Source organism: Flavicella sp. (genome assembly GCF_037132785.1).
Lineage (GTDB): Bacteria > Bacteroidota > Bacteroidia > Flavobacteriales > Flavobacteriaceae > Flavicella.
Window position 1 is genome coordinate 1 of sequence record NZ_JBAHZZ010000074.1, and the last position, 15,925, is coordinate 15,925.

The 15,925-nt window shown below is 32.4% G+C and carries 11 protein-coding genes, 1 other RNA gene and 1 pseudogene; 3 read left to right on the forward strand and 10 right to left on the reverse strand.

The features are described from left to right. Positions 1 to 208: 208 nt before the first annotated feature. From V5787_RS04880 to V5787_RS04910, 7 genes are all read right to left on the reverse strand, one after another. Positions 209 to 2,983, reverse strand: a complete 2,775-nt coding sequence (locus V5787_RS04880) for a bifunctional aconitate hydratase 2/2-methylisocitrate dehydratase (RefSeq protein ID WP_336892147.1) — start codon at positions 2,981 to 2,983, stop codon at positions 209 to 211. A 307-nt stretch (positions 2,984 to 3,290) separates the two neighbouring features. After that, an RNA gene (gene rnpB, locus V5787_RS04885) (RNase P RNA component class A) lies at positions 3,291 to 3,599 on the reverse strand. A gap of 119 nt (positions 3,600 to 3,718) precedes the next feature. Beyond that, on the reverse strand, positions 3,719 to 4,852 hold the full coding sequence (gene dnaJ, locus V5787_RS04890; protein ID WP_336892148.1) for a molecular chaperone DnaJ: 1,134 nt from the start codon (positions 4,850 to 4,852) through the stop codon (positions 3,719 to 3,721). A gap of 80 nt (positions 4,853 to 4,932) precedes the next feature. After that, positions 4,933 to 5,493, reverse strand: coding sequence for a nucleotide exchange factor GrpE (locus V5787_RS04895; RefSeq protein ID WP_336892149.1), 561 nt, complete (start codon positions 5,491 to 5,493; stop codon positions 4,933 to 4,935). A 151-nt stretch (positions 5,494 to 5,644) separates the two neighbouring features. Next, positions 5,645 to 6,955, reverse strand: coding sequence for a UDP-N-acetylglucosamine 1-carboxyvinyltransferase (murA, locus tag V5787_RS04900; protein ID WP_336892150.1), 1,311 nt, complete (start codon positions 6,953 to 6,955; stop codon positions 5,645 to 5,647). A gap of 52 nt (positions 6,956 to 7,007) precedes the next feature. Beyond that, positions 7,008 to 7,676 carry a DUF4290 domain-containing protein gene (locus tag V5787_RS04905; RefSeq protein WP_336892151.1) on the reverse strand — a complete coding sequence of 223 codons (669 nt, stop codon included), beginning with the start codon at positions 7,674 to 7,676 and terminating at the stop codon, positions 7,008 to 7,010. A 171-nt stretch (positions 7,677 to 7,847) separates the two neighbouring features. After that, the gene (locus V5787_RS04910) at positions 7,848 to 8,582 is read right to left on the reverse strand and encodes an ROK family protein (RefSeq protein ID WP_336892152.1); all 735 of its coding nucleotides are present in this window, start codon (positions 8,580 to 8,582) and stop codon (positions 7,848 to 7,850) included. Between the two features lie 255 nt (positions 8,583 to 8,837). Between V5787_RS04910 and V5787_RS04915 the strand changes: the two genes are divergently transcribed. Both V5787_RS04915 and yidC read left to right on the forward strand, forming a co-directional pair. Further along, on the forward strand, positions 8,838 to 10,466 hold the full coding sequence (locus tag V5787_RS04915; RefSeq protein WP_336892153.1) for a CTP synthase: 1,629 nt from the start codon (positions 8,838 to 8,840) through the stop codon (positions 10,464 to 10,466). A gap of 30 nt (positions 10,467 to 10,496) precedes the next feature. Further along, entirely contained in the window at positions 10,497 to 12,386 is a 1,890-nt protein-coding gene (gene yidC, locus V5787_RS04920; RefSeq protein ID WP_336892154.1) for a membrane protein insertase YidC, read from the forward strand. A 67-nt stretch (positions 12,387 to 12,453) separates the two neighbouring features. Here the strand turns inward: yidC and V5787_RS04925 are convergent, their stop codons facing one another. The 3 genes from V5787_RS04925 to V5787_RS04935 form a co-directional block, all read right to left on the reverse strand. Next, positions 12,454 to 14,376, reverse strand: a complete 1,923-nt coding sequence (locus tag V5787_RS04925) for a DUF349 domain-containing protein (RefSeq protein WP_336892155.1) — start codon at positions 14,374 to 14,376, stop codon at positions 12,454 to 12,456. Positions 14,377 to 14,493: 117 nt separating this feature from the next. Further along, positions 14,494 to 15,246, reverse strand: a complete 753-nt coding sequence (locus V5787_RS04930) for a shikimate dehydrogenase (protein ID WP_336892156.1) — start codon at positions 15,244 to 15,246, stop codon at positions 14,494 to 14,496. A 186-nt stretch (positions 15,247 to 15,432) separates the two neighbouring features. Beyond that, complete coding sequence (locus V5787_RS04935; RefSeq protein ID WP_336892157.1) at positions 15,433 to 15,570, reverse strand: hypothetical protein; 138 nt, start codon at positions 15,568 to 15,570, stop codon at positions 15,433 to 15,435. Positions 15,571 to 15,674: 104 nt separating this feature from the next. Between V5787_RS04935 and V5787_RS04940 the strand changes: the two are divergent. After that, positions 15,675 to 15,925: pseudogene (locus tag V5787_RS04940) on the forward strand (IS5/IS1182 family transposase); the annotation flags it as partial.

Sequence of the window (15,925 nt, forward strand, 5' to 3'; positions counted from 1 at the left end):
AAACTAAAGGAAAATGAACCAAAAAATAGATCCATAACTAACATAAACAATGAAAATAAGAAAAAAAAATATAAATTTTAGATTTAAAAAGTCAAAATTGAAATCTAAAAATGAAAAGAGCATTATGCAACGGTCTTAAATAGACTTTGTCTAATTTGAGTAAAAAAGCCCGAATCGTAAGATTCGGGCTTTAAATTAATTCTAATGATTAAGAACATAATTTCTTAGTAGGAGGAGTAAACTTAGTCAAATTGATACCATGAACTGCAGCTTCGTATTCCTTCATTGTAGGAGTCCTTCCTAGAATTGCTGCAAGAACTACCACTGGAGTTGAAGCGAGTAATGATTCTCCTTTCTTACGATCAGAATCCGCTACAACACGTCCTTGGAACAAACGAGTAGAAGTTGCCATTACGGTATCTCCTTTTTCCGCCTTTTCCTGATTCCCCATACAAAGGTTACACCCCGGACGCTCAAGGTACATCATGTTTTTATATTCAGTACGTGCCTTACTTTTAGGATCATTATCGTCGAATTCGAAGCCAGAATATTTTTGTAACATTTCCCAGTCTCCCTCTTTCTTTAATTCATCAATAATATTATAGGTTGGAGCTGCCACAATAAGAGGAGCATTAAACTTAACTGTCCCTTGTTTCTTTTCTATATTTCTAAGCATTTGAGAAACAATCTTTAGATCTCCTTTGTGAACCATACAAGAACCTACAAAACCAAGATCTACAGTCTTTTTTCCTTCATAAAAAGAAAGAGCTCTAATAGCATCGTGCGTATAACGTTTGGAAACATCATCATTATGTACATCTGGGTCAGCAATCATCGGCTGAGAAATAATATCCAAATCTACCTCAAATTCTGCATAGTACTTAGCATTAGCATCGGGAGTTAAAGCTGGCTTCTCACCAGATTTAATCTCATTGATTCTTTTATCAGCTATATCAATCAATCCTTGAAGGACTTCTTTTTCATTGTCCATTCCTTTGTCTATCATGATCTGGATTCTGCCCTTCGAAATCTCAAGAGACTCGATAAGAGTATCATCTTGAGAAATACAGATAGAAGCTTTTGCTTTCATTTCTGCAGTCCAATCAGTAAAGGTAAAGGCTTGATCAGCAAGTAAGGTTCCAATATGAACTTCAATGATTCTTCCTTGAAAGATATTCTCGTCAAAATTCTTTAACATTTGAGATTGAGTAGCATGAACAACATCACGGAAATCCATATATTCATTCATTTCTCCTTTAAAAGTAACTTTTACCGATTCAGGAATTGGCATACTTGCTTCACCTGTAGCAAGAGCAAGAGCAACTGTTCCAGAATCTGCACCAAAAGCAACACCTTTAGACATTCTTGTATGAGAATCGCCACCTATTATAATCGACCAATCGTCAACAGTAATATCATTAAGCACCTTGTGAATCACATCAGTCATGGCGTGATATTTACCTTTTGGATCACGAGCAGTAATCAAACCATAGTCGTTCATAAACTTCATCAATCTAGGAATGTTAGCCTGAGCTTTATTATCCCATACTGATGCAGTGTGACAACCTGACTGATACGCACCATCAACAATTGGTGAAATCACCGTAGAAGCCATAGACTCCAGTTCTTGAGAAGTCATAAGACCAGTTGTGTCCTGTGATCCAACAATATTTACTTCTACACGAACATCTGACCCAGCGTGTAATACTGCTCCGGGAGTTGTACCAACAGCATTATTATTGAATATTTTTTCTACTGCTGTAAGACCTTGTCCTTCGTGAGTAACCTCTTTTGATGGAGCAAATACAGGAATAAGATCAGTACCTAGAGTTTTCGCAGCAAATGCCTGTAGTTTTTTACCAAATACAATAGCGTATGATCCAGCAGCTTTTATAAATTCAGTTTTTTGAGGTGTTAATGAAGAAGATATGTCAATCAATTCCTTATCTCCATTATAAAGTTTCTTTGTCTTAGTATTAATCGTAAGTACAGTACCAGTAGCAACAGAGTATGCTTCCTCAAGAACAGCTTCACCGTCTTTATTTAAAACAGTTTTACCGTTTTTGTCTAGCTTTTTCACCCAGTTTTTAAGATCAATTCCAATACCTCCTGTAACACCAACAGTGGTAAGGAAAATAGGAGAAATACCATTTGTACCTGCAATTATTGGAGCTATATTTATGAATGGAACATATGGGCTAGCTTCAATTCCAGTCCATAAAGCTACATTATTCACCCCTGACATTCTAGAAGATCCCACCCCCATGGTTCCTTTTTCAGCAATTAACATAACTCTCTTATCTGGGTGCTCTTTTTGAAGAGCCAAAAGCTTGTCTTGTTGATCCTTGTTGTGTTCAAAAAGACACTTTCCATGTAGCTCACGATCTGATCTAGAATGAGCATCACCACCAGGAGAAAGCAAATCTGTAGAGATATCACCTACACCAGCAATGAATGTAACTATTTTTATTTCTTCGTCTACATCAGGCAATTTTGTGAAAAATTCTGCCTTTGCATAGCTTTCAATTATATTTTTTGCTATTCCACTACCAATCCTATAAGCTTCTTTAAGACGATTTGTATCAGCTTCGTATAAAAACACTTGTGTTTTTAAAACCTTTGCAGCTTCTTGAGCTATAGTTGCATCATTACCTAAAGCAATATCAAGTAATACTTCAACTGAAGGTCCTCCCTTCATATGAGATAACGACTCAAATGCAAAGGCAGGTGAAATTTCTTTTACAACCGATTCACCAAGAATGATTTCCTTTAAGAATTTTGCTTTTACACCAGCAGCACTTGTGGTCCCAGGCAAAACATTGTAAATAAAGAAATTAAGAGATTCTTCTCGATGTACGTTAGCTAAATCCTTAATTTGTGAAATGATTTCGCTTAGCAATTCGGAACCGTCAATTGGTTTCGGGTTAAGTCCCTCGCCTTTTCGTTCTTCGATTTCCTTTATGTAATTGATATAAGTGTTCATAATACTTCTGGAGATTTAGAGTGTAAGCTTTTGACCAACATCAAATGCTATCTATTTGTTAAATATTTTGCTGCAAAATTACAAAATATAGCTCGTATTTAAAAGAGTGCCCCCCTATGAATCCCATAAATACACAAAGATAAATGAGATATCAATTTTAAGATTATTAAATTTATAGAATATTCGAATATACACATATCTAAATAAGAAATCCTCAATAAGAACACTAGGATTCCTTCTTTAATTCATAGATTTTTTCTAATTAGCAAAAAAAATCAAGAATACTCAATCTTATTTACAATCATTATAAAAAAGTAGGTCTATAAGCCGAATCCTGTTTCTGTATACACAGACTCTTATCATTTATCTAGTTCCAAAATTACTTATGGAATCAATCTGCCTACCCCTTGGAATCGAGCGAGTAGCCCTCAAGCTCCAATGTACATGGCATTGCATCGTATAGAGTTTACCTGGTTTCACTACAGCCGAACTGTACTTGCTTTCTGTTGCACTTGTCCTCAGCTCACGCTGGACGGATGTTATCCGCTATACTACTCTATGATGTCCGGACTTTCCTTTCCTGAATTAAATTCAAGACGATAAGACGACCTACTTCTATTTATTCTATAAAAAAACCCACTCTAAGACAGAGTGGGAAAATTGCTATGAAAAAGATGTCACTAATAAATAGTAACATTACAAATATAGTTTAATTAATTCAATAAGCATTCCTTTTTAAGAAAACATATCTTTTACTTTATCAAAAAATGATTTATCTGTAGTCGATGGATTCGGAATAAAATTTTCATCATCAATCATGCTCTCAAAAAACTTTTTTTGTTTTTTATCTAGAGTAACTGGTGTCCAGACATTTACATGAACCATTAAATCTCCTGTGCCATACCTTTCAATACTAGGTAATCCTTTTCCTTTTAATCTTAATATTTTACCAGACTGAGTACCTCCTTCTATTTTTATTTTTACTTTTCCTGTTACGGTTTCAATTTCTTTTGGAACTCCTAATACCGCTTCAGAGAAACTAATATATAAATCGTAGTGTAAATTAACTCCTTCTCTCTTTAATTTTTTATGAGGAATCTCTTCAATGACAACTAATAAATCTCCAGAAATAGAATTATTTCCAGCAGCTTCGTTTCCTTTTCCTGTAACCTTTAACTGCACTCCTTCAGTAACACCTTCCGGAATATTAATTGTAACCGTTTCCTCAACAACTATTAATCCTTGTGAATCTGCTTCATTCGGTTTACTTTTTATTGATTGACCAGCACCATTACAAGTAGGACATGTTGCGGCAGTCTGCATTCTTCCTAGCATCGTATTTGTCACCCTCATCACTTGTCCTTGCCCATTACACGTAGAACATGTAGTATACTTAACTCCTTTGGCTTGAATTTTCCTTCTAACTTTAACTTTTTTATCAACCCCAGTCGCGATTTCCTCTAAAGTTAATTTTACTCGGATACGAAGATTACTACCTTTTGTTCGAACAGGTCCGCGAGATTGTCTTCTACCTCCTCCTCCGAAGCCACCTCCGAAAATATCACCAAACTGACTAAAGATATCATCCATATCCATACCTCCACCGCCAAATCCACCAAAACCAGCTCCACCACCTTGACCGTTTTCAAAGGCAGCATGACCATATTGGTCATATTTAGCCTTTTTATTGTCATCACTAAGTATTTCATAAGCCTCTGCAGCTTCCTTAAACTTTTCCTCGGCTGTTTTATCATCAGGGTTTTTATCAGGATGATATTTTACCGCCATTTTACGATAACCTTTCTTTATTTCTGCAGTTGAAGCTGATTTTGATAATCCTAATACTTCGTAATAATCTTTTTTTGCCATATTAATTCAATTGTAACCAACAAAATAAACAACTTATTTATGAGTTATTGTATCTCTTATTAATTATATACTCTTTAGTTTTATGCCTGTCCAATAACAACTTTAGGGTAACGAATTACTTTATCCCCTAATTTGTATCCATTTTCTATTACATCAATAATTTTACCTTTTAAATCATCTGAAGGAGCTGGTATTTGAGTAATAGCCTCATGTAAATCTGCATTAAAAACATCACCTGCCTTTGCTTCTACTATTTCCAATCCTTTTTGAGACAAAACAGAAGAAAGCTTATCACTTATCAAAGTCATCCCTTTCAATAATCCTTTGTCTTTAACTTTTTTGATTTCTGACAAACCTCTGTCAAAATCGTCCAAAACGGGAAGTAATGACACCATTATATCTTGCCCAGCTGTTCTGTAAAGTTCAATTCTCTCTTTAGAGGTCCGTTTTTTATAGTTTTCAAACTCAGCAAAAAGACGTAAATATTTATCTTTTTCAGTCTGAAGTAACTCCTCTGTAGTTGGTTCAACTATTTCTTCAACCTTTACTTCTTCCTGAGTTTCCTCTTTTTTATTTTCATTAGAAACTACTTGCTCTTGCTTATTAGTTTCTTCGTTTTTTTTTTGTTCTTCTGTACTCATTGTAATATTAATTAAAAATACATTTATAGTTAAGCAACAATATTGCCATTATAGATTTTGTGTCAAAATGTCATTGCTCTATAAGTCTTTATTTCATGTAAAATCCCTTTTCTTTTGGAAAAGGGATTTTACATGAAATAAAAATAATTTTTTACTCTTCTATTCTTTCAATTTTAGCTCCTAAAGACTTTAAACGTCCTTCAATATCCTCATAACCTCTATCTATTTGATCAATATTATGAATGATACTAGTTCCTTTTGCCGATAACGCAGCTATTAACAAAGAAATACCTGCTCTAATATCAGGAGAAGTCATTGTCGTAGCTTTTAATGAGGACTGATTATTCATACCAATGATTGTAGCTCTATGTGGATCACATAAAATCACCTTCGCTCCCATATCAATCAATTTATCTACAAAAAACAAACGACTTTCAAACATTTTCTGGTGAATCAATACAGAGCCTTTTGCCTGTGTTGCAACCACTAAAATAATACTCAATAAATCGGGAGTAAACCCTGGCCAAGGTGCATCAGAAATTGTTAAAATAGAACCGTCTATATAATTCTGAATCTCATAAGACTCCTGAGCTGGAATATAAATATCATCATTTCTCTTTTCTAAATTAATTCCTAGCTTTTGAAACACTTTAGGAATTTGTCCTAAATTATCCCAACTTACATTTTTGATAGTCATTTCGGATTTTGTCATTACAGCCACTCCGATCCAACTTCCAATCTCAATCATATCAGGCAATACTTTATGTGTACAACCTTTTAATTCATCTACCCCTTCAATTTCAAGTAAATTAGAACCAATTCCTGAAATTTTAGCTCCCATACTATTCAACATTTTTGATAACTGTTGAATATAAGGCTCACAAGCTGCATTGTAAATTGAAGTATTTCCCGTAGCTAAAACAGAAGCCATTAAAATATTTGCAGTACCAGTTACAGATGCCTCATCTAGCAACATATCTGTTCCGAACAACTCTTCTGCTTCTACTCCATAAAAATATTCTTCTTTATTATATCTAAACGTTGCACCTAATTTAATAAACCCTTCAAAATGCGTATCTAATCTTCTTCTTCCTATTTTATCGCCACCTGGTCTTGGGATATACCCTTTACCAAACCTTGCTAATAAGGGACCTACAATCATTATAGACCCTCTTAAGGAACTTCCATCTCTTTTAAAATCGGCTGATTCTAAATATTTTAAATTTATATTATCTGCTTGAAAAGTATACGTGTTTTTATCGTGTTTCTCAACTTTAACTCCTAATTCTCCAAGAATAAATATCAATTTCTTAACATCTATAATATTTGGAATATTTTCAATTTTCACTTTTTCGGGAGTTAACAATACTGCACAAATAATTTGTAAAGCTTCGTTTTTTGCTCCTTGAGGGGTAATCGAACCTGATAACCTGTGTCCTCCTTCAATTTTAAATATAGCCATTTATATAAAAAGTGTTTTGCCTCTGTAGACAGTCTGATAAAAAAAATAGAAATTAATTTTTATGACGGTTTTGGTGACCTTTATTATTTCTATGATTTTTATTTTTATGGTTATTTCTATGATTACTATTAGAACTTCTCGCATTTGCTGTTTTTTTTAACAAATTACTAGTAGAAGACAAAACTTCTTCACTGTTAATCAAATCAATTTCTCCATTTGACAAATCTTTCAAATGCTTAAAAATCACTGCGTCATCAACAGTATCTTTATTCCAGTTCAAATAACACTTCTTCATGTGATTTGCAATATTGAATATCAATGCTGTTCTTAACTCTCCTTCATCCCACGACAAAGCAACTTTAATCATTGTTTGAATATTATGTCCATAAAAACGGTATTTAGATGCCATTTTAGGATATGGTAAAGGCTCTGGTTTAGCCTCTAGTTCTGTCTTGTCAGGTTTCCTAAAAGGAGGTTCAACTTCCAATTCAAATTTAGACATAATAAACAATTGATCCCATAATTTATGTTTAAAATCGGGAACATCTCGTAAGTGAGGTTGTAAGTTTCCCATAACATCAACAATTGCATTTGCCATTTTTGATCTTTCTTCTTCACTTTCTAAAGCGACACAATGATCCACTAATTTTTGAATATGTCTTCCATATTCAGGAATAATCATCAAAGGACGATCTGAATTGTATTCTAAAGTATATTCCATTAATTCTTTTTTTCAATAAATATGCAGAAGTCTGCCGTTTATATTTTGAGTAGTTATTATTAGCTAAAAGAGAAGTGTAGATCTCTACCCATATTGATATTACTAATATTGTTGCAAAGTAACTAAATATATTCGGTTTTACAACAAGTAAAACAAGTAGATTCCCCTATTTTACTGCACAGCAATCATTGCTGCTCCAATAATCCCTGCATTATTTTTATATTTTGCTGGAATTACGGGAGTACCCACCTCAAGTGCTTCTTTAAATTTATCTATTTTCTTACTCGCTCCTCCTCCAATTATGATCAAATCTGGAGAAAAGGTACGGACAACAAAATCTAAGAATTTTTTAAATCGTTTTCCCCAAATTTTATAAGAAATACCTTCTCTTTTTCTGGCAGCATCAGAAGCATAAAACTCAAATCTTTCGTATTCTTTGTATCCAACAATTCCTAATTCTACATTTGGAACCAATTTTCCGTCTACAAACACTCCTGATCCCAAACCTGATCCAATCGTTATTAATATAACGACTCCTGAAACATCTTTTCCTGCTCCCAATTTGATTTCAGCTAAACCGGCAGCATCTGCGTCATTTGCAATATAAAACTCTAGTCCGGTTCGTTCAGAAAACAACTCGTCTACCTGTACTCCAACCCAGCTAGGATCAATATTTCCAAAAGACTTAGCTTTTCCGTTGGAAATTATCGTAGGAAAACCACAGCCAACAACCCCTTTCCAATTAAAATGTTTTACCATCGCTGCAACTTCATTTGCAACATCAGCAGGTTTAGCACCAGTTGGAGTAGGAATTCTATATCTTTCCGTTATTAACTCACCACTTTCTACATTTACAATTGCTCCTTTTATTCCTGTACCTCCAATATCAATTCCTAATACTTCCATATAATTATTCTTTTTAAAGCTTTTAATATCGTTATTGTATTTTAATTATGCAACTTTTTATTTATACAAGATCATGAAGTCCATTATTCCTCTGTTTTAATAGTTAAAAAACACTTTCTATAAAACAGAATTAAGAATTTGATTTTCACAATTAATAGTTAATCCTATTATGAAGTCCCAAAAACAACAAATTTTTACATTCATTTGGTTTGTCAACTAAAATAGAGTTAGTATTTTTGCCAAAACATAAGAACAATGAAAAACACCAAATACGTCTTTGTTACAGGAGGCGTTACTTCATCACTAGGAAAAGGTATTATTGCCGCTTCTCTAGCTAAATTACTTCAAGAAAGAGGATATTCAGTTACCATACAAAAATTAGATCCATATATCAATATAGATCCTGGAACATTAAACCCATACGAACATGGTGAATGTTATGTTACTGACGATGGAGCTGAAACTGATTTAGATTTAGGCCACTATGAGCGTTTCTTAAACATTCCTACTTCTCAAGCTAATAATGTTACTACAGGTAGAATATACCAATCTGTAATTGACAAAGAAAGAAGAGGTGAATTTTTAGGAAAAACTGTTCAAGTGATTCCTCATATTACAAATGAAATCAAAGAAAGAATTCAAATTCTAGGTAAGACGGGTGATTACGATGTTATTATTACTGAAATTGGTGGTACAGTAGGTGATATAGAATCATTACCTTATGTAGAATCTGTTCGTCAATTGTTATGGGAGTTGGGCGATAATAATGCTATTGTAATTCATCTAACCTTAATACCTTATTTGGCCGCTGCTGGAGAACTAAAAACAAAACCGACTCAGCATTCTGTAAAAATGCTAATGCAAAGTGGTGTTAGTCCAGATGTATTGGTCTGTAGGTCTGAACATCCTATTTCTGATGATATCAAACGTAAATTAGCTTTATTCTGTAACGTAAAAAAAGAAGATGTTATTTCTTCTTTAGATGCTGAAACAATTTACGATGTTCCAAATCTTATGTTTTATGAAGGACTAGACAAGGTCGTTTTAAAAAAATTAAATTTATGCGACAATGACCAACCTAAATTGGTAGAATGGAATAAATTTTTAGATAAACATAAAAGCCCTAAAAACAAAGTAAAAATTGGACTGATTGGAAAATATGTAGAGTTACACGATGCGTACAAATCAATTTCGGAGGCATTTATTCATGCTGGAGCAGCAAATGAAGTAAAAGTTAAAATTCAATGGATACATTCTGAAGATTTGACTTTGGAAAATATTCCTAGAAAATTAAAAGGTTTAGACGCTATTCTAGTAGCTCCTGGGTTTGGAACTAGAGGAACCGACGGAAAAATAGATGCAGTACGTCATGCTAGAGAAAACAAAATTCCTTTTTTAGGCATCTGTTTAGGAATGCAAACGGCTGTTATTGAATTTGCAAGAAATGTTGTAGGAATAAAGGATGCCAACTCATTGGAAATGGATAAAAATTGTGCAAACCCTGTTATCAACTTGATGGAAGATCAAAAAGATATTACTCAAAAAGGCGGAACTATGCGTTTAGGTGCTTGGGACTGTAAAATTTCTGAAGACTCAAGAGTATTCAATGCCTATAAATCAGAATTGATAAGCGAACGTCATAGACATCGTTACGAATTAAATAATGATTACATAAAACAACTAACCGATGCTGGTTTAAACATAACAGGTATCAACCCAAAAACAGGACTTGTAGAGATCATAGAGTTAAAAGATCATCCTTGGTTTGTTGGGGTTCAATACCATCCAGAATACAAAAGTACTGTATTAAACCCTCACCCACTATTTGTTGAGTTTGTTGACGCTGCTTTACAATACTCATTAAAAAAAACTAATATTAAATAAAAACTGAATTTATTCAGTTAAAACATCAAAATGGAAGAAAAAAAATTTGACGCCAATTCAATTATTGGATTTTTACTATTAGGCGCAATCATGCTTTGGTTTATGTATACAAATCAACCTGATGAGCAGACAGAAGAAATTCAAAAAACAGAAGAAATTACTTCAAAACAAAAATTTGACACAACAACACAAACAGGTTTACAGAGCTCTCTTGTATATGATTCTATTGCAAGACAAAATGCGATACAACAATTAGGTCAATTTGCTTATTCAGCTTCATTAAATGTAAATGAATTAGGAACTACCGTTATTGAAAACGATTTATTAAAACTTACTATTTCTAATAAAGGTGGTCAAATTACTGAAGCACTTATTAAAAATTATAAAACTTACGATTCTTTACCATTATATATGATAAAAGATGCAAATGCAGCTTTTAATATCAAGTTTGGTACAACTACTAATCGTACTTTTAATACGAAAGATTTAATTTTCCAACCTAAATTATCTAAAAATGGTGAAAACACGATTCTTTCTATGAAATTGAAAGTCTCTGAAAATCAATTTTTGGAATATAGATACGAATTAAAACCTTCTGATTATATGATTGGATTTGCTGTTCGTTCTAATGATTTAGGAACCATAATAAACAGTTCTAACAATATTGATTTAAACTTTCAATTAAAAGGATATCGTCACGAAAAAAGCATCAAGTACGAAAATCAAATGACTGCTTTGATCTACGAGAAAGAAGATGGAAAAAAAGATGATTTATCTATTTCTGGTGATGATAATGAAGAAGAATCTGAGGTGACATGGTTTGCTTTTAAACAACATTTTTTCTCTACTATTTTTATCTCTGAAACTGATTTTAAAACAGCAAAATTAAACTCTCAAACATTATTTGAAGATGAAGAGACTAACAAAATATTCACTAAAAACTTTGAAGTTTCTGCTCCGTTAGAATTAAATAATGGTGAATTAAACTATAGCTTTAGCCTGTATATTGGACCTAATGATTACAGTATATTAGCTAGTTATGAAAAAAACATTGAAGAAATAGTCGATTTAGGATGGGGGATTTTTGGTTGGATAAATATACATGCATTTATTCCTTTGTTCAATTTATTAGGTGGTTTTATTAACAACTATGGATTGGTGATTATATTAATGACTGTAGTCGTTAGAATTTTTATGTCTCCATTGGTTTATAAATCTTATTTATCGAGTGCTAGAATGAAGGTATTAAAACCGGAAATGACTGCAATTAACGAAAAACACCCTGGTAAAGACAAAGCAATGAAGCGCCAACAAGAAACTATGGCTCTCCAAAGAAAAGCTGGAGTTAGTATGATGGCTGGTTGTATTCCTGCATTACTACAAATGCCAGTATTCTTTGCTTTATTTAGATTTTTCCCATCGGCAATAGATTTACGTCAGCAAGGGTTTTTATGGGCAGATGATCTGTCATCTTATGATTCAATTTACAAATTACCATTTTCGATTCCAATGTATGGAGATCATATTAGTTTGTTTCCTATTTTAGCTTCTGTGGCTATATATTTCTATATGAAAATGAGTCAAAGTCAACAAATGAATATGCAGCAACCCGTACAAGAAGGAATGCCTGACATGCAAAAAATGATGAAGATGATGATGTACTTATCTCCTATCATGATGTTGGTATTCTTTAACTCTTATGGAGCAGGTTTGAGTTTGTATTATTTAGTATCTAACTTATTGACTATTACAATTATGTTAGTGATCAAGAACTTTATTATCGATGAAGATAAGATTCATGCACAAATACAAGAAAACAAAAAACGCCCAGAAAAGAAGAAAAGTAAATTCAGACAAAGAATGGACGATGCGATGAAACAAGCACAAGAGCAACAAGCACAACAAAAGAAAAGAAAATAATTTCTTAACTTTTCGACATAAAAAAAGGCTGCCAAATTGGTAGCCTTTTTTTATGGAGATAAATCATTTAACTTACACTTCTTAAATATACTAATTTCTCTTTCCATACTTTTAAACCCTCTGTTTGTTCTAAAATAGAATTTCTTACATTCAATACAAGTGGGTTATCCTCTGATGCATTTGCAATAAAACTAATATTATTATCTAATTGTTGAATTCCCTTAAAAACCTCATCAATCTTTTTTCTAACATATTGTATTTCGCTTTCAATTTTACGAGTATTATTTGATGATAAAAAAGTATCTATTTGCATTTTGTATTTTAGCATCTTAAGCTCGCTCCCTGTAATAGATAATTGCTTAAACAGCTTTTCAATTGCTCCATTAAACTCTGCTTCTATCGCTTTCTCCTTTCTGGGAACTCTACCTATATTTTTCCAAGTTTGAATATAAGCCTTCACTTCATCAAGGGTAATATTTGTATTGCCAATTACAGTCAATATTTGTGATAAGAAATCTTTTTTCGTCGCCAAAGATTCAACTTCCTCATCTGAGCCACTATCTTGAACTTGATGAACTCTATCAAAATAATGATTACATGCATCTTTAAACTCCTTCCAAATCTTATCGGAATGTTTTCTCGGCACATGACCTATTTTTTTCCAATCCGATTGGATTCTTTTCATTTGACTAGTAACACTAGTAAAATCATCACTTTCCTTTAAAGAATTTGCCAATTCTAACAACTCTCGTTTTTTCTCTAAATTGATGTGTTGTACTGAATTTAAATCTTTATAAAACTGGTTTTTGGCATGATTAAATTTCTTGGTAACCTCTTTTAATTGATCCCATATTTTTTGACTCTTATTTCTTGGGATTTTACCAATCGTAAAGAAAATTTCTCTCGTAGTTTCAAATTCTTTAATCGCTTTTTGCCAATCTGAATGTGTTTTGTTTTTTGAAAAATCAAAATTTTCTAAAGTCGCAATAACATCTAGTTTTTCCTGAACATTCTCTTGATATTTTGATTTCTGTTCCTCAAAATATTTATCTCTTTTATCCTGAATAATTTTCGTTGCCTCACTAAATTTCTGCCAAATTTCTTCTCTAAACTCTCTAGAAACTGGACCGATCTCTTCTTTCCATGATTTATGTAATTCTTGTAGCCCCTTAAATGCTTTTGAAACATCTTCAAGTAAAGTCAATTCATAAGCCTTTTCAACAATTTTAATTTTCTCTTCAAGATTATGCTTAAAATCTAATTCGCGTAAATCATTATTCATATGGAGTAAATCATAAAAACGCTCTACATGATGGTGATAATTCCTCCAAGTATTATTGTATTTAGTTCTAGGAACTGGACCTATTGTTTTCCAATTTTCCTGAAGTTCTTTAAACTCCTTGTGCATCGTTTTCGAATCTGCCTTTTCAATAATTTGTTTTAAGGACTCTATGGTTGACAAACGCTTCTCTAAATTCTCTTTTAACTGAGATTCTAATTCTGAATAATGTTTATTTCTTTTGATTCTATATTCATTTATCATTTCATTAAACTCCACCTTAATAGGACTAGAAAAATGAAAATCTATAGACTCTCCTCCGTCTTCTAAAAAAGCGGCTTTCTTAGCAGCCAAAAGCTCACTGAATTTTGTGTCAAAAGCCTTTCTTAGGGATTCAATACTCGATTTTATTGCTTGGATTTTTTCATTATTAATTAGATTTTTAATCTCCTTAATAATTTCCTCCATACTTAAAGAGTTACAATCGACTGTTGAAATGACTTCTTTTCTTTCTACCGTTTCCGCATCCGCAGCCACTTTTTCTTCAATGGAAGAAACGATTTTTTCTAACGCTATATCATTTTCAGTAGCCAAAACATCTACAACCAAATTTTCGCTTTTTTCTTCAGTATTTACAGGGGATTTATTCTCACTATTATCTTCTGAAGTCATATTTAATTCTTCAGAATTATTATTTGCTGCGTCTAACATCTTAACGTGTTTAAAGTTCCTAATTATAATTGTTTAAATATAGTTATAGCATCTTAAACAACAAAATATTAAGCTCTAAAAAAGATATTATAAAATGTAAAGAAATACCAATAAAGACTACTCTTTATTCCAAATTTCCCAAGACTTCTCTGCTTGTAACTCCAACATTTTCATGCCATTTGCAATTACAGCTCTTTGTTCTTTACCTTTTCTTAAAAAAGCAGTCTCCTCAGGGTTGTATATTAAATCAAATAACAGATGACTTTCGTTTAAAAATTCATAGGGAATATTAGGATATAAATCAACATCTGGATGTGTGCCAATAGGAGAACAATTGACAATAACTCCTGTTTCAGAAATCACTTTTTCAGTCAAACTTTCATAACTAATTTGATTTTTATGTTTTGGGACTCTTGAAACAAGCAGAACAGAAAGACCTCTCTTTCTTAAAGCATAAGTAACCGCCTTAGAAGCTCCACCAGTCCCCAAAATTAAAGCAGTTTTATGGCTCTCTTTTAAAAAAGGAGCTATCGATTGATCAAAACCATATACATCTGTATTAAAACCCTTTCTTTTTCCGTCAGAATAAATTTTTATGGTATTAATTGCTCCTATTTCCACAGCTTCCGAATCAATTTCATCTAAAAAAGCACCAACATCTTCTTTATATGGAATAGTTACATTTATACCCACCAAAGTTTCTTTATGTGTATCAAAAATAGTTGGAAATTCAGATATAGATTCCAAATCAAAATTTACGTAGCTATTCTCTAATAATTGTAGCTTATTAAATTTTTTCGAAAAATAATTCCTAGAAAAAGAATATTCAATATTCTTACCTACCAAACCAAACATTTTTTTAGTTCCCATATCAATTTATTTATGAGAAACAAAAGTATTGAATTCTTTGAAATTTCTTTTCATTATTCAACTTTGATTTACTGATTTGTTAAAAACGTACACTCATAACCTATTCTTTTAAAAGAGCATTTATATCTATTGTAATCTGATCCATTTTACTTCTCCTAATTAATTCGTTACCATCAATATATTTTGTTATTGAAATATGCCCCACGGAGTTGTTTTAACTCCACTTTCTCCTATATATAAGTCATTTCCTTTTTTCCAAAATACTGTTTCAGAACTTGAAAACCCTGTAGTTTCTATTATTACTGTAACACCATTAGTAGACAAGTAAATATCAGTTAAGACCGTTGCAAGGTACATGACAAAAACAAAGACCCAAACTTAGGTTTTATATCATTGTTTGTTAGCTTATTAAGGCGTATATTTAAGTTATGAAACTACAAATAACACCTACTTTTTCAGATAGCATTTGTGATTTACGTACAAGAAAGATAAAAGCTACATTTTTCAGTCAAATAAATATTCTTATCGATTGGGATCTAATTTCAAAAATAATAGACAAGGACTATTCCAGGGGTAAAAGTGCCGTTGGTAAGCCTTGCTATGATGGTTTGTTTCTTTTTAAAATGTGTCTTTTGCAGAGTTGGTATGGTTTAAGCGATTACCAAGTAGAAGATAGACT

Coding starts and splice junctions, on each gene's coding strand:
- murA (WP_336892150.1), bottom strand. CDS start 6,955: ATGGCTATATTTAAAATTGAAGGAGGACACAGGTTATCAGGTTCGATT.
- V5787_RS04905 (WP_336892151.1), bottom strand. CDS start 7,676: ATGGAATATACTTTAGAATACAATTCAGATCGTCCTTTGATGATTATT.
- V5787_RS04880 (WP_336892147.1), bottom strand. CDS start 2,983: ATGAACACTTATATCAATTACATAAAGGAAATCGAAGAACGAAAAGGC.
- V5787_RS04925 (WP_336892155.1), bottom strand. CDS start 14,376: ATGTTAGACGCAGCAAATAATAATTCTGAAGAATTAAATATGACTTCA.
- V5787_RS04895 (WP_336892149.1), bottom strand. CDS start 5,493: ATGAGTACAGAAGAACAAAAAAAAAACGAAGAAACTAATAAGCAAGAG.
- V5787_RS04915 (WP_336892153.1), top strand. CDS start 8,838: ATGAAAAACACCAAATACGTCTTTGTTACAGGAGGCGTTACTTCATCA.
- V5787_RS04910 (WP_336892152.1), bottom strand. CDS start 8,582: ATGGAAGTATTAGGAATTGATATTGGAGGTACAGGAATAAAAGGAGCA.
- V5787_RS04930 (WP_336892156.1), bottom strand. CDS start 15,246: ATGGGAACTAAAAAAATGTTTGGTTTGGTAGGTAAGAATATTGAATAT.
- yidC (WP_336892154.1), top strand. CDS start 10,497: ATGGAAGAAAAAAAATTTGACGCCAATTCAATTATTGGATTTTTACTA.
- dnaJ (WP_336892148.1), bottom strand. CDS start 4,852: ATGGCAAAAAAAGATTATTACGAAGTATTAGGATTATCAAAATCAGCT.